Genomic DNA, 15,849 nt, shown 5'->3' on the forward strand with positions numbered 1-15,849 from the left:
CGTGCTGGCCATGAGAATCCTTGTTGCCGCCCTGATCTCGTTCGGGGTTCTGATAGGAGTCGTTAGTGGGATCCCGGCACAGCGGTGAGCGACCCCACAGCCCGTTCCGGAAACACTCCGGGCACCACGGCCGTTATACGTGTTGGTCGGTGCGGTCCGTGTCCCCCGGGCCTCACCTCATCGCCTTCGCGGAAGACCGTACGGCTGGTACCGCGTCGAGCAACTCGCCGAGAGGCGACCGATCGCATCGGCCTCCCGATCTCGCCCTCGAGCCGTCACTCTCCCCCGACGGACGGCTCGAGGGCGTCCGGTCGGCGCGGAACTCTCCTGCCGCGCCGACCACCTGCTACCTCGATCTTCCTTTCCAGCAAGGGTTTCGGAGCGGTCGACGGTGACCGGCCACACAGATCCTCCTGGAACACAACGGATTCCCGCGCCGTTGTACAGGATGGTCGGTGCGGATCGAGTCCCCGGGCCCCAACACAATCGCCTTCGCGGAACACCGTTCGGCAGGAACCGCGTCGCGCCTATCGCCGAGAGGCGACCGCCACACCGACCAACAGACCACGCCCTCAAGTCGCACACCCCCAGGCGACTTGAGGGCCTTCCCTTACACCACAACAACACCCGGTGAGCGAGCGCACAAGACATCGGGAACACAACGCAACTCCGCGCCGTTGTACAAGACGGTCAGTGCGGAACGAGTCCCCGGGCCCCAACAGAATCGCCTTCGCGGAACACCGCTCAGCAGGAACCGCGTCGCGCCCACCGCCGAGAGGCGACCGCCACACCGACCACAAGCCACGCCCTCGAGCCGTACACCCCCAGACGGCCCGAGGGCCTTCCCTCCCCCGCAATCCCCTTGCACAGCAACAACACCTGGTGAGCGAGCACACAGATCACCAGGAAACACAACGGAACCCCGCACCGTTGAACCAGACGGTCGGCGCGGAACGAGTCCCCAGGCCCCAACACCACAGCCCTCGCGGAACACCGCTCAGCAGGAGCCGCGTCGCGCCCATCGCCGAGAGGCGACCGCCGCACCGACCACCCCTACTCGCCCCCAGGCTGCCGTCCTCCCCCAGGCAGCGTGGGGGCTTCCCGCATCTGCGGGGTCAGGCGACTCCGGCGGCGATCAGCTTCGCCCAGATCTCGCCCTGGTCGACGACCTCGACGCCGAGCTTCTCCGCCTTGGTGAGCTTGCCGGCGCCGACGCCCTCGCCCGTGATGAGCAGGTCGGTGGTGGCCGAGACCGACGAGGCGGCGGTGGCGCCGGCTCGTTCGCACATCTTCTGGAACGTCGGGCGGGTGACCTTCTCGCCGGAGCGCGGGTCGCTGATGGAGCCGGTGATCACGACGGACTTGCCTTCCAGGGGTGCGCCGGCGACGACCACCGGTGGCAGGTCCTCCTCTCGCACCTCCAGGGAGACGCCGCGTTCCCGCAGGCGTTCGATCTCCGGGCGCAGGCGGGCCAGGTGGAAGTTGAGGGACTCGGCGACCTTCTGGCCGATGTCCTCGACGGCCACGAGCTTCTCGACGCCCGCGTCGGCGACGGCTTCCAGGGAGCCGAAGCCCGCGCGGCACAGGCGGGCCGCGGTGCCTTCGGAGGCCATCGGGATCGAGAGGCCGATCAACGCGCGGCGCAGGCCCACGGAGCGGCTGCGGTCGATGGACTCGATCATGCGGGTCGCGGAGACCTCGCCCACCCGGTCGAACTCCAGCAGGCGTTCCTTGGTGAGCGTGTAGAAGTCGGACGGGTTCACCAGGTCGCCGGTCTCGGCGAGGCGCTCGATCCACACCTGGCCGATGGCGTCGATGTCGGCGGCGGCGCGGGACGACCAGTGGATCAGGCGGCGCACGGTCTGGGCGGGGCAGGCCGAGTTCGTGCAGAACAGCTCGCGGCTGTTGCCCTGCTCGGTCAGCGGCTGGGCGCAGGACGGGCACTCCGACGGCGGGACGATCTCCTGCTCGGCGCCGGTGCGCTTCGACTCGTCGAGCACGCCCGCGACGAACGGGATCACGTCGCCGGCGCGGCGGACCAGGACGGTGTCGCCGATCTTGATGCCGCGCGAGCGGATGACCTCCTGGTTGGCCAGCGTCGCGCGGGTGACGGTGGTGCCGCCGACGAACACGGGCTCGAGCCACGCGACCGGGGCGATCTTGCCGGTCTTGCCCACGTCCCACACCACGTCCTTCAGCACCGTCGTCTTCTCCTCGGCGGCGAACTTGTACGCGATGGCGCCGCGCGGGGACGACGAACGGGTGCCCGCGGCGGCGAACGCGTCGCGGTTCGCCAGGCGCAGCACGGCGCCGTCGAGGTCGTAGTCGAGCGTGTTGCGGGCCTGCTCGATGCCGCCGATCAGCTCCTGGGCCTCGGCCGCAGTGGAGCAGTGCTTCATCTCCGCGACGCTGAAGCCCAGCTTGCGCAGGCCCGCGTCGAGGTCGGAGTCGGCGCTCTCCGGCTCGGTCGTCAGGTCGAACGCGAAGAACTGCATGCGCCGGCCCTCGACCGCCTTCGGATCCTTGGCGCGCAACGTGCCTGCGGCCGCGTTGCGCGGGTTGATCAGCGGCTTGTCCGGGTGCGCCGCGTTGTACGTGTCGAACGTCGAGCGCAGCATCACGCACTCGCCACGCACCTCGACCCGCCCCGGCGCCTCGACCTTGTCCGGCACGCCGTCGCACAACGCGCGCGTGAGGAACGTGACGTCGTCGCCCGTCGTGCCGTCGCCACGGGTGACCGCGCGCGCAAGGCGCCCGTTCTCGTACACCAGCGCCAGCGACAGGCCGTCGAGCTTCGGCATGACGACCACGGGCTGACCGGGGAACCGCGCGAAGAACGACTCGACCTGCTCGGGCTTGTTCGCCTTCTCCAGGGACAGCATCGGCCGCGAGTGCCGCACCGGCGCGTGCAGCACCGACGGCGCGCCCACGTGGTCCAGCGGGTTGTCCTTCGGCGCGAGCTTCGGGTGCTCCGCGACCAGGGCGCGGAACTCGTCCTCGATCGCGTCGTACTCCGCGTCCGCCACCAGCGGCTCACCCTGGTAGTACGCGTCACGCAGCTCGACGATCCGCCCGGCGAGCTCCTGAATCCGATCCCCAGCAGCACTCATGGACGGGACGTTACCGGGCACCACCGACAAAAATGGACGCTCGTGCCTGGAGCCCCGCTCGAGTCGCGGTGGAACCCGATCGAGCGCCGCTCCACTTCGGACAGCGGCGACGGAGCCGCCGTACGCGACACCCGGGCCTCTAGTCGCGCGGCCCGCGCAACGTCAGCACCACCCGCAGCACGTGCTCGACGGCCGCCGGGAACACCGCTCCCCTCAGTTCGTCGCGGTGCACCAGGGTCTGCCCGGCGAACTCGACCATCCGCTCCGGCCCCACCCGCCGCACCACGAGCGCGGCGACCTCCTCCAGGTCGAGGCCGGGATTGTCGAGGCGGGTCAGCGCGAACTCGACGATCAGCTCCTCGTCGCTCACCCCGGCACCTCCTCCCGCGCAACTCGTCGGATTCTTCCACCGGTACAGGTCGAAAACAGGCGCTGGACCGATGATCCGGACCACCCGCACGCTGTCCCGCATGAAGTTCTCACGGCCAGAGGCCCGCAGCTGGCGATGTCCTCCCGCGCCCACCGAGGTGCGGGACTTCCACGCCGGGCTGCCCGGCTACGCGCCCACTCCGCTGACCGAACTGCCGGCTCTCGCCGCGGAACTCGGGATCGGCCGCCTGTTCGTCAAGGACGAATCCTCCCGGCTCGGCCTGCCCGCTTTCAAGGCTCTCGGCGCGTCCTGGGCCGTTCACCGCGTTCTCGAGGGGCATTCGGGCCAGGTCACGCTCACCACCGCCACCGACGGCAACCACGGCCGGGCGGTCGCGCGGATGGCCCGGCTGCGCGGCCAGCACGCCCACGTCTTCGTGCCGCACACCGTGCCCGAGTCGGCGATCGAGGCGATCCGAGCCGAGAACGCCCAGGTCACGCTGGTCGAGGGCACGTACGACGACGCGGTCGCCAGAGCCGCCGAAGCGGACGGGATCCTCGTGCAGGACATGGGCCGGCCTGGCTACGAGGAGATCCCTGCCTGGATCGTCGAGGGCTACGGCACGCTCTGCCACGAGATCGACGAGCAGCTCGACTCCGAACCCGGCCTGGTCGTCGTCCCGGTCGGCGTCGGCTCGTTCGCGCAGGCCGTGATCACCCACTACCGCGGCCGCGACTCCCGCACGAGGCTGCTCGCCGTCGAGCCGGACAGCGCCGCCTGCGTCCTCGAAAGCCTGAAGGCGGGCGAACTCAAGACCGTCCCCACCGGCGACACGATCATGGCCGGACTCAACTGCGGCACACCGTCCGCAACCTCCTGGCCGTATCTGCTCAACGGCCTGGACGCCGCCGTGGCCATCTCCGAAGCCGAATGCGCCAAGGCGATGCAGGACCTCCACGCGCAGAACGTCCACTCGGGACCGTGCGGCGCCGCACCTCTGGCCGGACTGCGCGCCATCCGCGCCGATCTCGGCCAACTCGACACCGTCGTGCTCATCAGCACCGAAGGACGCCCGTGAACCCACGTGACCTGCTGGCCGAACTCGTCTCCATCGACTCGGTCAACCCCGACCTCGTCCTCGGCGGCAACGGCGAACACGAGATCGCCGGCTTCATCGCCACCTGGTTCCGCGCCCACGACTTCGAGGTCCACCGCCTGGAGCGACGGCCGGGCAGGCCCTCGCTCGTCGCCGTCAAGAAGGGCACCGGCGGCGGGAGGTCCCTGATGCTCAACGGCCACGTCGACACGGTCGGCCTCACGGGCTACGACGGCGACCCGCTGAAGCCGCACGTCGAGAACGGCAGGATGTTCGGCCGCGGCACGTTCGACATGAAGGGCGGCATCGCGGCCATGATGGTCGCCGCGGCCAGAGCCACCGAACGCCCCCTGCGCGGCGACGTCATCGTCGCGTGCGTGGCCGACGAGGAACACGGCAGCTTCGGCACGCAAGAGGTGCTCGACCACTTCACCGCCGACGCCGCCATCGTCACCGAACCCAGCCACCTCGAAGTCACCCTGGCGCACAAGGGTTTCGTCTGGTTCGACGTCGAGATCGAGGGCAGGGCCGCCCACGGCTCGCGCCCGGAACTCGGCATCGACGCCATCGCCAAGGCCGGCCACTTCCTCGTGGCGCTGGAACAGCTCGGCCGGGACCTGCGAGACCGCCCGCGACACCCCCTGCTCCGCACCGGCACGGTCCACGCGTCGCTGATCAGCGGCGGCGAGGAGGTGTCGACCTACCCGTCGGCATGCAGGATCACCCTCGAACGCCGCACGGTCCCGGGAGAGTCCCCGCAGCAGACCGAGGACGAGCTGCGCGCGATCCTCGACCACCTGACCGCGACCGTCCCGGACTTCACCGCCACGCTCACCCGAGGCCTCGCCAGGGACCCCTTCGAGGCCGACCCCGAAGCGGAGATCGTCCGCACGCTCATCGCGCACCTCGGCGAGCAGCCGATCATCCGCGCGGAGCCGTTCTGGACCGACTGCGCCCTGCTGGACCGCGCGGGCATCCCCTGCCTGCTGTTCGGCGTCGACGGCGCGGGTGCCCACGCGGCCACCGAGTACGTCGACCTGGCCTCCCTCGACCGGCTCACCGACGTCCTGACCGGCACGATCACCGCCTTCTGCCACTGAACCGCCACTTCCCGGACGTCGACCTCACCCCGCCCTGCCCCGATGACCGTCGTCAGATCGACGACCTGGGCAGCTTCACCTCGTCACTCACGGCGTTCCCCCTTCCCTCGCCACCTGTGCAGCGGTAGGGGGTTCTTCACGGTCGACGCCGTGAGCTGAAGAAACAACGGTGAACAACGACGACGATCTTGACGTTCCCCGAACAAAGCCCGAACCGCGCCCGGTTCTCGTTCCGGCACCGTATCGCTCCGAACGATCAAGGCCGAACTTCGGGAGGGGACATCTCATGGAACTCAGACAGGTGGTCTTCGGCTTGTGCACGGCCGCGGCGGTGCTGCTCGGCGGCGTTCCGGCGACCGCCGCGGCACCGGCACGACTGTCGGTGTCCGGGGCGGACGTGGTCGACCCGGCCGGGAACCCGATCGTGCTGCGGGGCTACAACTGGGGGCAGTGGGGCACGGTCCAGCCGCAGGACCCCGCCGACAACGTGGCGGCGGGTGCGAACTCGGTGCGGATCCCGCTGCGCTGGTGGGGCGAGTGGAAGGACGGCGTCGACAGCCGCGACCCGGATCCCGCGAACCTCAGCCACATCAAGCCCGGTCACCTGGCGTTGCTCGACCAGACCGTCGAGCAGGCGAGCGCCGCGGGCCTGTGGATCACCCTGTTCGTCGACTCCGACCACGGCCAGGGCGCGGGTGGGCGTCCGGACAACTTCTGGACGAACGCCGAGATGAAGCGCCAGTTCAAGGAGGTCTGGCAGTTCCTCGTGAAGCGCTACAAGACCAAGGCGTTCATGGGGGCGTTCGAGATCCTGCCCGAGCCGAAGCCGATCGGGGTGGACGACGCGGGGGTGAAGGCGTTCTACGACGAGATGATCGGCGTGATCCGCGGCATCGACCGCCGGACCCCGATCGTCGTGGGGCCCAACGACAACTACAGCTGCGCCCACCTCGAAGGCGCGTACACGACGATCGATGCGAAGGTCGTCTACACCTGCAACTACTTCATCTTCTCCGAGCCGCTCAACCGGATCGGGCAGATCACCGGTTTCCGGGCCGCGCACGACGTGCCGGTCTGGATCAACCAGGTCGGCATCGAGAGCGGTGACGACGACGCCAGGCTGAAGGCCCGCAAGGTGCTGCAGGCCTTCGACGACAACGGCATCGGCTGGGCTTGGTGGACGTACCGGATCAGCGGTCTCGACCCGGACACGCACGGCATCTACTACGCCGACCCCTCCGAGCCGGACGGGTGGCACCTCAAGCCGGCCTGGCTGGCTCTGGTGAACGGCTACCTCGCCGCATGACCGGTTCCTCGACGTAACGCCAGCTGAGCGCCGCCGCCACGATCGTGAGCACCGCCGCGACCGGACCGGCGGCGGCGCCCAGTTCCGGGCGCAGCCACAGGGTGAGCGGGTAGTTCCACAGGTAGGCGCCGTAGGACAACACGCCCAGCGCCACCAGCGGCCGGATCGGTGCCGCCACCCGCTCCCAGCTCGACCAGACCAGCAACAGCACGGCCGTGCAGGCCGCGATCGCCGGGCCCGCCACCAGGTAGGTCAGCGCGTGGCCGCGGAGAGGCACCACCGAGAGCACCGCCAGGCCGGTCAGGGCGATCGGCACGGCCCAGCGCGGCGCCGTGGTCAGCTTGAGCCTGGTCGCGGCGCCGATCACGAAGCACACGAACCACGACGTCGGCAGCGCGTAGGCGTTGTCGGCGTTCGGCCACAGCCAGACCAGCGTCGCCGTGCAGGCCGCGAGCGCGCCCAGCGCCGTGACGACCAGAACCGCACCGGTCCGGTCGCGCACCCAGGCGAACGCCAGCAACACGGGCCACAGCAGGTAGAACTGCTCCTCGGTCGCGAGCGTCCAGCCGTGGAACGCCGCCGGGCTCACGCCGCTGATCGGCAGGTTGCCGGTGAACGTCACCAGGACGATCACCGTCTTGAGCAGCTCGTCCCGCTCCCCCAACGGGTCGAACACGAGCGTCACGACGGCGAAGACCACGATCAGCGCCACCAGCGCGGGCAGCAGCCTGCGCGCCCGCCGCAGGTAGAACCGCTTGAAGCCGACGCGCCCGGTGTTCGTGAGCTCCCTCTGCAGGACACCGGTGATCAGGTAGCCGCTCAGCGTGAAGAACACGACCACGCCGACGACCCCCGCACCGGGGAACACGTCGGGGAACGCGTGCCGCAGCATCACGAGGAGGATGGCGATGCCGCGCAACACGTCCAGTCCGGCGATGCGCCTCACCGCATCGCTCCGCGGACGAGCTTGTCCAGCAGGTCCGGATAGGACAGTCCGGCGGCCGCGAACATCTTGGGCACCTGCGACTCCGCCGTCATGCCCGGCATGGTGTTGACCTCGTTGAGCACGAACCCGTCCCCGGTGAGGAAGAAGTCGACCCGTGCGAGCCCACGGCAGCCGAGTGCCTCGTAGACCTTGAACGCCGCGTCTTCCAGCGCCTTGAGCTCGGTGCCGGCCAGCGGTGCCGGGATCACGAACTGGGCGCTGCCGTCGTACTTCACGGTCGTGTCGAACAGGCCGGGAACCCTGATCTCGAGCGGCGGCCCGGTCCGGCGGCCCTCCTCCGGGTCGTCGAGGACCGCGATGTCGATCTCCCTGCCGTCCAGGACCTCCTCGACCAGTACGCGGTCGTCCAGTTCCAGGGCCTGGCGCACAGCGGGTTCGAGGTCTTCCTCGCGCTCGACGAGCTCCACCCCGAAACTCGACCCCGCCGCCACCGGCTTCACCACGACAGGACCGGTGAAGTCCACAGTGGACGCGTTGGTGACCAGAACACCCTTCGCCGTGCGGACCCCGACCGCCTCGGCGACGAGCTTGGTGGCCCACTTGTCCATCGCGAGCGCGCCGGCCCGCAGCGGCGAGCCCACGTACGGCACGCCGGCCAGTTCGCAGAGGCCCGCCAGCGTGCCGTCCTCCCCCAGCGGCCCGTGGACCAGAGGAAACACCACGTCACAGGTCGCCAGGACGTCGAGCGCGGCGGCGAGGCTGCCGGACGTCAGCGTGTCGAGCACCTGGCCGTCCTGCCCGTGCCACCGGCCGTCGCGGCCGATCGTGAGCGCCACGGCCTCGTACCTCGCCGGGTCGAGCGCCTCGCGGACCGACTTCGCCGACGCCACCGAGACGTCGTGCTCGCAGTTCTGCCCGCCACCGATCACGGCGACGCGGATCCCCCTCATCGAACGTTCCTCCGCACCCTCGCCCCGATGCCCGTCACGATCTCGTGCGGGATCGTCCCCGCCCAGCGAGCCCAGTCCGCCACCGTCGGCTCGCCGTCGTCACCCGGCCCGAACACCACCGCCTCGTCCCCCGGCAGCACCGCGTCGTCCCCCACGTCGACCACGACCTGGTCCATCGAGATCAGCCCGGCGACCGGCCGGCGACGTCCGGCCAGCCACACCTCCGCCCGCGCCGACGCGGTGCGCGGCAGGCCGTCCGCATAGCCCACCGGCAGCAGCGCCAGCGTCGTCGCACGGTCGGTGACGTGCGCGTGCCCGTACCCGACCCCGGTGCCCGCGGCGACCCGCCGCACCTGGACCACCGGCGCCGTGAACCGCAGCGCGGAGCGCAGCCGGGTGGTCCCGGACGGGTCGATCCCCACGAGCCCGGCCCCGATCCGGACGACGTCGAGGTGGGTGCCGGGGTCCGTCAGCGCCGCGCTCGTGGCCGCCAGGTGCCGCACCGACGGCCGCAGCCCCGCCTGGCGCGCCATCTCGACTCCCCGCAGTAGTGCCCGCTTGCCCGCCTCATTCGCTCCAGGAGTGTCGGCGCAAGGCAGATGTCCCATCACTCCGGCGACCGAGACCCTCCCGGCCAGTTCCGCACGACGTGCCGCCGACATCAGCGACAGCCAGGACTCCGGCGCGGCCCCGTCCCGCGCCATCCCCGTGTCCAGCTGCAGGTGCACCCGCACCCCGGCCTCCAGCGCCGCCAGGTGCTCCAGACCCGGCACGCTCAGGTCGATCCCGTACCGGACGGCCGTGCGCACGTCCACGTCGACGGGGTTGAGCCAGCTGAGCACCGGAACGTCCACACCGGACTCCCGCACCTGCACGGCCTCCGCCAGCGAGGTGACCCCGATCCAGGTGGCGCCCGCCGCCACCGCGGTGCGGGCGACGTCACCGAGACCGTGCCCGAACCCGTCGGCCTTCACGACCGCCATGACAGAGCCTCGGGCCCACGAGACGAACCGTCTCGTGTTGTCGGCCACCGCGGTCAGGTCGACCTGCAACGCCGGCTCCAAGGCCGCCTGGCGCAGGCTCGTCACGCGCGCGCCCACGCAGGCACCTCCACCGGTCCGTAGACGGCGTGGCCGGCGCCGGTCAGCAACGCCCAGTAGCGGTCGCCGTAGGACCAGTGCCACCACTCGGTCGGATAGTTGATCAGACCGGCCGCACCCAGCGCGCCGGCCAGCACCGTCCGGTTGTGGCGGGCCTCGTCGTCGACCGGCGCACCGAAGAAACACGCGCCGTCGCTCTCCTCGGGAGTGGCGTCGACCGCCGTGCCCATCCACAGCTCCGCACCCGACGTCGTGACCAGCGTCAGGTCCACGGCCGCGCCCGCGACGTGCGGCGCGACGGCCAGCGGTGCCACGAACCGGCTGGACAACCGGTCGAGTTCGACCGCATCGGCGGCAGGGTGAAGCTCACGCAGTTCGGCCGTGTAGCGCTCGATGATCGCGCTCTGGTCCGCGATGGTGCGGTGCCCCTCGATCACCCGCAGGTCCACACCGGACGGAAGCAGCGCGCGAGCCACGTCGAGCCGCCGCGCGAGCCCTTCGCGCACCAGCACTCCGGGAGCGTGGTCCAGTGGCACCAAAGGATCCCCGTTGTCGAGCACGCGGACGGCGCGCACGACCGGATCGGCTAGCAGGATGGTCATGCGGCCAACCTAGGAACGTGCGTCCATCCTGGACTCCTCCTCCAGGCCACGCCCGCACGCCGAACGACCGAATCAGGGGCGTGGACATCAGCCGTTCGGACGAGGGACGCACGGCGCGCCGGAATTCGGCAGACTGGCGTCGTGACCCGACAGAGGACGATCTGACGTGCACGCCGCCGGCCTGGTGCTGCACCCGCAACGAGACTCCGCCGCCGCCGTCGAGGCGATCCTCGGCTGGGCGACCAAGCGCGGCGTCGAGATCCTCGGCATCTCCGACGAGATACAGCGCCTGCGCTGCGAGGCGACCCCGGTCACCGCGGAGGAACTGGGCCGCCGCGCCGACCTGCTGGTGAGCCTCGGCGGCGACGGCACGATGCTGCGCGCCATGCGCATGGCCGACGGCGAACGGGCCCCGGTGCTCGGCGTCAACCTGGGCAAACTCGGCTTCCTGGCCGAGGTCGACGTCCCGGACCTGCCCGCCGCCCTGAGCGCCATCGACGCCCACGAGTTCACCGTCGAACCCCGCATCGCCGTCGACGCGCGCTTCAACGACCAGAAGGTCACCGCGTTCAACGACGTCGCCGTGGTCCGCATCCCCGGCGAAGGCAGCGCCCGCGTCGCCGTCCGGGTGGCCGGCCAGCCGTTCGTCAGCTACGCCGCCGACGCCGTCATCGTGGCCACCCCGACCGGCTCCACCGCCTACAGCTTCTCGGCGGGCGGCCCGATCACCAGCCCGTCCGTCGAGGCGCTGCTCGTCACCCCGGCCGCCCCGCACTCCGCCTACAGCCGGGGCGTGGTGCTGTCGGTGAACGACGAGGTCGACCTCGACCTGCTGCCGTCCAGCGGCCGCCTGGCCGTGGAGGTGGACGGCATGGTCGCGGGGTACGTCGAGCCGGGCCGGCGCGTGTCGTTGCGCGGCCGTGCCGGTGCCGCGCGGGTGGTGCGGCTCGGGATGACGACGTTCTACCAGCGGGCGCGGCGCAAGCTGCGGCTCACCGACTCCGCCGAGCTCGGATGAGGCTGCGCGAGTGGACCGTCGAGGACGCGGCCTGGTACGCGGAAGCCACCAGGGACCCGGAGGTCCAGCGCTACACGACCGACCCGCCCACGATCACCGAGGCACAGGTCGCCGACGCGATCAGGTCGTTGTCCACGAACCCCGCCACCGCGTCGTTCTGCATCGAGGACGCGGGTGAACGCTGCGGCAACGTGGCCGTCGACTTCGGGGACGGCATCGGCCACGTGTCGTACCTCGTGGCCGCTCACGCACGTGGCCGAGGACTGGCGACCAAGGCGCTCACCGAGTTCGTCGCGTGGATCCTCGCCCATCGCACCGTCGGCGAACTGACGTTGTACCGGGACGACACCGGCTCCCGCAAGGTCGCCGAGCGCGCCGGGTTCGTCCGCGATCCCGCCCGCGACGAGGACCGGGAGGTCAAGGGCGGCATCTGGCCGACAGTCGCCTACCACCTCGTTCCCTGATCTCCACTCGTGCTCGAGCGCCGCTTGTTCGGATGTCCGCGCCGAGCAACGGATGGGGGCAAGGGACATGGAGGTGAACAGGCGCAGGGTGTTCGCGCTGGGTGCGGGAGCCGCGCTCGCCGCGGGCACGGGGGCCGCCGCCGCCGACACCGGGAGGACGGCACCGGAGCCGAACCTCCCCGGCTTCAAGCACAACTACGCCGAGGTGAACGGGGTCCGCCTGCACTACGTCACCGGCGGGCGGGGCGAACCGCTGCTCCTGCTGCCGGGATGGCCGCAGACCTGGTGGCTGTACAACAAGATCATGCCCGCGCTCGCGACGAAGTTCCGGGTCATCGCGGTGGACATGCGCGGCCAGGGCGGGTCGGAGAAGCCGCAGGGCGGGTTCGACAAGAAGACGATGGCGACCGACATCCACGAGCTCGTCAAGAAGCTCGGGTACGACCAGGTCAACATCGTCGGGCACGACCTGGGCAGCATGGTCGCGTTCTCCTTCGCGGCCAACTTCCCCGCCGCGACGAAGAAGGTCGCGTTCATGGACGTGCTACACCCCGACGAGAGCTTCTACCAGGTCCCGCTGCTGCCTCCGCCGGGCGGATTCAGCCTCTGGTGGTTCGGGTTCAACCAGGTCATGGGCCTGCCGGAGCAGCTGCTGGCCGGACGGTTCCGCTACCTGATCGACTGGCTGTTCGCCAACACCGCGTTCACGCCGTCCGCCATCGACGAGCGGTCGCGGCGGATCTACGCGCAGAACTACAACTCGCCGGACGCCATCCGCGCGAGCAACGGCTGGTACCAGGCGTTCCACCAGGACATCGCGGACGGCAAGACCTACGCCAAGCTGACCCCGCCGGTGCTGGGCCTGGCCTCGATCTCGTCCTACGACCAGTTCCTGGGCGCGCTGCCGAACGTCGCGAACCAGTTCGAGGTCGTGCGCGTCGACGGGTCCGGCCACTGGCTCGCCGAGGAGCAGCCGGACTTCGTCGCCCGCGAGATCACGCGGTTCTTCAGCTGACCGGACGTGCCGAGGGGATGAACGCCGCGATCACGACTGCCAGCAGCGCGGTCGCGGCGCCCAGGCCCATGATGAGCTGGAAGCTGAACGGCACGCCCACCTGCGTGAGCACGACGCCCGCCACCGCGCTCGACACCGACGTGCCGATCGCGCGCATCAGCGTGTTGAGGCTGTTGGCCGCGGCCGTCTCCGACGTCGGCACGGCGCCCATGATCAGGGCGGGCATCGCGCCGTAGCCCAGGCCGATGCCCGCGCCGATCACGGCCGAGATCACGACGAGCTGCCACACCGCGGTCAGCATGAGAACCCCTGCGCCGTAACCAAGAGCGACCACGAGTGCGCCGAGGATCAACGTGACGCGAGGGCCGCGCGCGTTCGAGATCTTCGCGGACACCGGTGCCGTCGCCATCATCACCAGTCCGGACGGCACCAGCACCAGGCCCGTGACGAGCAACGACTGCCCGAGCCCGTGACCGGTGGAGACCGGTAGCTGCAGGATCTGGGGCAGCACCAGCGACTGCGCGAACATGGCGAACGCGAACACCGCCGAGGCGATGTTGGTCAGCAGCACCTGACGCCGGGCCGTGGTGCGCAGGTCGACCAGCGGTTGCGGTGACCGCAGCTCCCACCAGCCCCACAGCCCGAGCACGACGGCCGCGGCGACGAACAGGGCCGTGGTGGTGGCACCGCTCCAGGTGGACGCCTTCGACACGCCGAGCAGCAGGCAGACCAGCGCGACCGACAGTCCCAGGGCGCCGAGGACGTCGAACCGTCCGCCGCCCCGGACCGGTGACTCCGGCACGACGACCAGGACCGCGACGAGTACGAGGACACCGGCGGCGGCCGACGTCCAGAACAGCATGTGCCAGTCGCTCTGCTCCACCAGGAACGCCGCCGCGGGCAGGCCGAGCGCTCCGCCGACGCCCAGCGAGGCGCTCATCAGCGCCGTCGCCCCGGCCAGCCGTTCCAGTGGCAGTTCGTCGCGCATGATGCTGATGCCGAGCGGGATGACGCCGACCGCCAGCCCCTGCACCACGCGGCCGATGACCAGCGGCACCAGCGAGTGGCTCAGCGCGGCGATCACCGAGCCCGCGATCAGCATGAGCAGGCTGACCAGCAGCATGCGGCGCTTGCCGTACATGTCGCCGAGCCGGCCGACGACGGGCGTCGCGACCGCGCTGGCCAGCAGGGTCGACGTGATCACCCAGGTGGTGTCGCCGGGTGAGGAGTTCAGCAGTGCGGGGAACCTCGGCAGGAGCGGGATGACCAGCGTCTGCATGAGCGACACCGTGATGCCGCCCAGTGCCAGGACTGCCACGACGACGTTCGGACGGGTCACCGGGGGCGATTCTTCGCGGAGCACGTCACCGAGTCTAAGTCAGTCACTTGACTTAACATCGAGTGGTGCAAGGATGTCCCGGATGTCCGAAGCGGAGGTGACGATGAACAAGGTGGACAGCCGGTCCAAGACGGAGCGCGCGCACGCCACCCGCGAGCTGATCCTCACGGCGGCCGAGCGGCTGTTCGCCGAGCACGGTGTGGTCGCGGTCTCGAACCGCCAGGTCAGCGAGGCGGCCGGCCAGGGCAACAACACCGCCGTCGGCTACCACTTCGGCACCAAGGCCGACCTCGTGCGGGCCATCGCGCGCAAGCACCTGGCGCACATCGAGGAGATCAGGCAGCGGATGGTCTCGGATCTCGGTGACTCCCCCTGCCTGCGCGACTGGCTCGACTGCCTCGTGCGCCCGGTCACCGAGCACCTCGAAGCGGTCGGCAGCCCCACCTGGTTCGCCCGCTTCGGCGCGCAGGTAATGACCGACCCGACGCTGCGGCCGATCATCGTGGAGGAGACGCGCTCGTCGCCGTCCCAGGTGCGCATCCTGGCGGGCCTGAACGCCTGCCTGGCCGACCTTCCGGACGACGTGCGCGCCGAACGCCACGACATGGCGCGACAGCTGCTGGTGCACATGATCGCCGAACGCGAGCGCGCCCTCGCCGACGGCACCCCGACCCCGCGGGCGAGCTGGCCCGACGCCGCGACCGGACTGGTCGACGCCCTCGTCGGGATGTGGAGCGCTCCCGTCAGCGACGTCCCGGGAAACCGTTCGAGGACACCTTCCTGACCTGCCACCCTGGTGCGATGCTGCTGAAACTGACCGGTTCCAGCTGTTCGGGCAAGACCACGCTCGCCTTCTCCGCGGGCGACCGGCTGGGGCGGCTCGCCGTGCACGACTTCGACGAGGCCGGCGTACCCGAAGGCGCCGATCGCCGGTGGCGCCAGCGCATGACCGAGATGTGGGTGCGCCGTGCGCTGGAGTACCAGGACCGCGGAGTCGACCTCCTGCTCACCGGGCAGTCCCCGCTGGGAGAGGTCCTGGCCACTCCCAGCGCCCCGTTGCTGGACGGAATCGCGGTGTGCCTGGTCGACGTGTCCGACGAGGTCCGGCGCAGCAGGCTCACCACGCGCGACGCAGGCCGGTGGGACGCACCGGCGGTCGACGCCTTCCTCGGCTGGGCCGCCTGGCACCGCGAGCACGCCAGGAGTCCCCGGCACCGGCCCGACGCCATCATCGACGACAGCTGGCCGCACATGGTCTGGCACCGGTGGACCGGGTGGACCGCCGACGACCGGCGGTGGTGCGCCCACCTGCTCGACACCACGGACCAGCCCGTCGCGGATTCCGCGGATCAGGTCGAGCAATGGGTGATCCACCAGCGCGACGCGCTCCGATCCGGTCGTCTCCCCCTCTCGCGGGGCTGGTCAGATCACGC

15 protein-coding genes are annotated in these 15,849 nt (G+C 70.6%); 8 read left to right on the forward strand and 7 right to left on the reverse strand.

Annotated elements, in window-relative coordinates; genetic code table 11:
* Positions 1-1,115: 1,115 nt before the first annotated feature.
* Entirely contained in the window at positions 1,116-3,110 is a 1,995-nt protein-coding gene (gene ligA, locus SK571_RS45360) for an NAD-dependent DNA ligase LigA (RefSeq protein WP_319990296.1), read from the reverse strand.
* Positions 3,111-3,249: 139 nt separating this feature from the next.
* Entirely contained in the window at positions 3,250-3,480 is a 231-nt protein-coding gene (locus SK571_RS45365; protein WP_319990297.1) for a hypothetical protein, read from the reverse strand.
* A 100-nt stretch (positions 3,481-3,580) separates the two neighbouring features.
* Here SK571_RS45365 and SK571_RS45370 point away from each other — a divergent pair, with 100 nt between their 5' ends.
* From SK571_RS45370 to SK571_RS45380, 3 genes are all read left to right on the forward strand, one after another.
* Positions 3,581-4,558: a pyridoxal-phosphate dependent enzyme gene (locus tag SK571_RS45370; RefSeq protein WP_319990298.1), complete on the forward strand. Its 978-nt coding sequence runs from the start codon at positions 3,581-3,583 to the stop codon at positions 4,556-4,558.
* Positions 4,555-5,676: an ArgE/DapE family deacylase gene (locus SK571_RS45375; RefSeq protein WP_319990299.1), complete on the forward strand. Its 1,122-nt coding sequence runs from the start codon at positions 4,555-4,557 to the stop codon at positions 5,674-5,676. The genes SK571_RS45370 and SK571_RS45375 overlap by 4 nt, the downstream gene beginning before the upstream one ends.
* A 286-nt stretch (positions 5,677-5,962) precedes the next feature.
* Complete coding sequence (locus SK571_RS45380; RefSeq protein WP_319990300.1) at positions 5,963-6,982, forward strand: glycoside hydrolase family 5 protein; 1,020 nt, start codon at positions 5,963-5,965, stop codon at positions 6,980-6,982.
* On the opposite strand, the gene SK571_RS45385 is transcribed toward SK571_RS45380, so the two are convergent.
* Genes SK571_RS45385 through SK571_RS45400 form a run of 4 tightly spaced genes read right to left on the reverse strand, consistent with a single transcriptional unit; the run spans position 6,936 to position 10,580 of the window.
* The gene (locus SK571_RS45385; RefSeq protein ID WP_319990301.1) at positions 6,936-7,928 is read right to left on the reverse strand and encodes an acyltransferase family protein; all 993 of its coding nucleotides are present in this window, start codon (positions 7,926-7,928) and stop codon (positions 6,936-6,938) included. The genes SK571_RS45380 and SK571_RS45385 overlap by 47 nt on opposite strands.
* Positions 7,925-8,878 (reverse strand): D-alanine--D-alanine ligase family protein, encoded by a 954-nt coding sequence (locus SK571_RS45390; RefSeq protein WP_319990302.1) that lies wholly within the window; start codon positions 8,876-8,878, stop codon positions 7,925-7,927. The genes SK571_RS45385 and SK571_RS45390 overlap by 4 nt, the downstream gene beginning before the upstream one ends.
* On the reverse strand, positions 8,875-9,978 hold the full coding sequence (alr, locus tag SK571_RS45395; RefSeq protein WP_319990303.1) for an alanine racemase: 1,104 nt from the start codon (positions 9,976-9,978) through the stop codon (positions 8,875-8,877). The genes SK571_RS45390 and alr overlap by 4 nt, the downstream gene beginning before the upstream one ends.
* On the reverse strand, positions 9,963-10,580 hold the full coding sequence (locus SK571_RS45400) for a M15 family metallopeptidase (RefSeq protein ID WP_319990304.1): 618 nt from the start codon (positions 10,578-10,580) through the stop codon (positions 9,963-9,965). The genes alr and SK571_RS45400 overlap by 16 nt, the downstream gene beginning before the upstream one ends.
* Positions 10,581-10,746: 166 nt before the next feature.
* Here SK571_RS45400 and SK571_RS45405 point away from each other — a divergent pair, with 166 nt between their 5' ends.
* The 3 genes from SK571_RS45405 (at position 10,747) to SK571_RS45415 (ending at position 13,077) form a co-directional block, all read left to right on the forward strand.
* Positions 10,747-11,598, forward strand: a complete 852-nt coding sequence (locus SK571_RS45405) for an NAD(+)/NADH kinase (protein WP_319990305.1) — start codon at positions 10,747-10,749, stop codon at positions 11,596-11,598.
* A complete protein-coding gene (locus SK571_RS45410) occupies positions 11,595-12,062 on the forward strand; it encodes a GNAT family N-acetyltransferase (protein WP_319990306.1) in 468 nt (155 codons plus the stop codon). The genes SK571_RS45405 and SK571_RS45410 overlap by 4 nt, the downstream gene beginning before the upstream one ends.
* 67 nt (positions 12,063-12,129) lie before the next feature.
* On the forward strand, positions 12,130-13,077 hold the full coding sequence (locus SK571_RS45415; protein WP_406602115.1) for an alpha/beta fold hydrolase: 948 nt from the start codon (positions 12,130-12,132) through the stop codon (positions 13,075-13,077).
* On the opposite strand, the gene SK571_RS45420 is transcribed toward SK571_RS45415, so the two are convergent.
* Positions 13,070-14,440, reverse strand: a complete 1,371-nt coding sequence (locus SK571_RS45420) for an MFS transporter (protein WP_319990308.1) — start codon at positions 14,438-14,440, stop codon at positions 13,070-13,072. The genes SK571_RS45415 and SK571_RS45420 overlap by 8 nt on opposite strands.
* Positions 14,441-14,498: 58 nt before the next feature.
* On the opposite strand from SK571_RS45420, the gene SK571_RS45425 reads away from it, so the two are divergent.
* Both SK571_RS45425 and SK571_RS45430 read left to right on the forward strand, forming a co-directional pair.
* Positions 14,499-15,200, forward strand: a complete 702-nt coding sequence (locus SK571_RS45425; protein WP_319990309.1) for a TetR/AcrR family transcriptional regulator — start codon at positions 14,499-14,501, stop codon at positions 15,198-15,200.
* A 17-nt stretch (positions 15,201-15,217) separates the two neighbouring features.
* Positions 15,218-15,849, forward strand: a 632-nt coding sequence (locus SK571_RS45430; protein ID WP_319990310.1) for a hypothetical protein, incomplete at its 3' end; no start/stop codon positions are given.

The organism is Lentzea kristufekii, assembly GCF_033949925.1.
Classification (GTDB): Bacteria; Actinomycetota; Actinomycetes; order Mycobacteriales; family Pseudonocardiaceae; genus Lentzea; species Lentzea kristufekii.

Coding starts and splice junctions, on each gene's coding strand:
- ligA (WP_319990296.1), bottom strand. CDS start 3,110: ATGAGTGCTGCTGGGGATCGGATTCAGGAGCTCGCCGGGCGGATCGTC.
- SK571_RS45370 (WP_319990298.1), top strand. CDS start 3,581: ATGAAGTTCTCACGGCCAGAGGCCCGCAGCTGGCGATGTCCTCCCGCG.
- SK571_RS45390 (WP_319990302.1), bottom strand. CDS start 8,878: ATGAGGGGGATCCGCGTCGCCGTGATCGGTGGCGGGCAGAACTGCGAG.
- SK571_RS45415 (WP_406602115.1), top strand. CDS start 12,130: ATGGAGGTGAACAGGCGCAGGGTGTTCGCGCTGGGTGCGGGAGCCGCG.
- SK571_RS45400 (WP_319990304.1), bottom strand. CDS start 10,580: ATGACCATCCTGCTAGCCGATCCGGTCGTGCGCGCCGTCCGCGTGCTC.
- SK571_RS45380 (WP_319990300.1), top strand. CDS start 5,963: ATGGAACTCAGACAGGTGGTCTTCGGCTTGTGCACGGCCGCGGCGGTG.
- SK571_RS45425 (WP_319990309.1), top strand. CDS start 14,499: ATGTCCGAAGCGGAGGTGACGATGAACAAGGTGGACAGCCGGTCCAAG.
- SK571_RS45410 (WP_319990306.1), top strand. CDS start 11,595: ATGAGGCTGCGCGAGTGGACCGTCGAGGACGCGGCCTGGTACGCGGAA.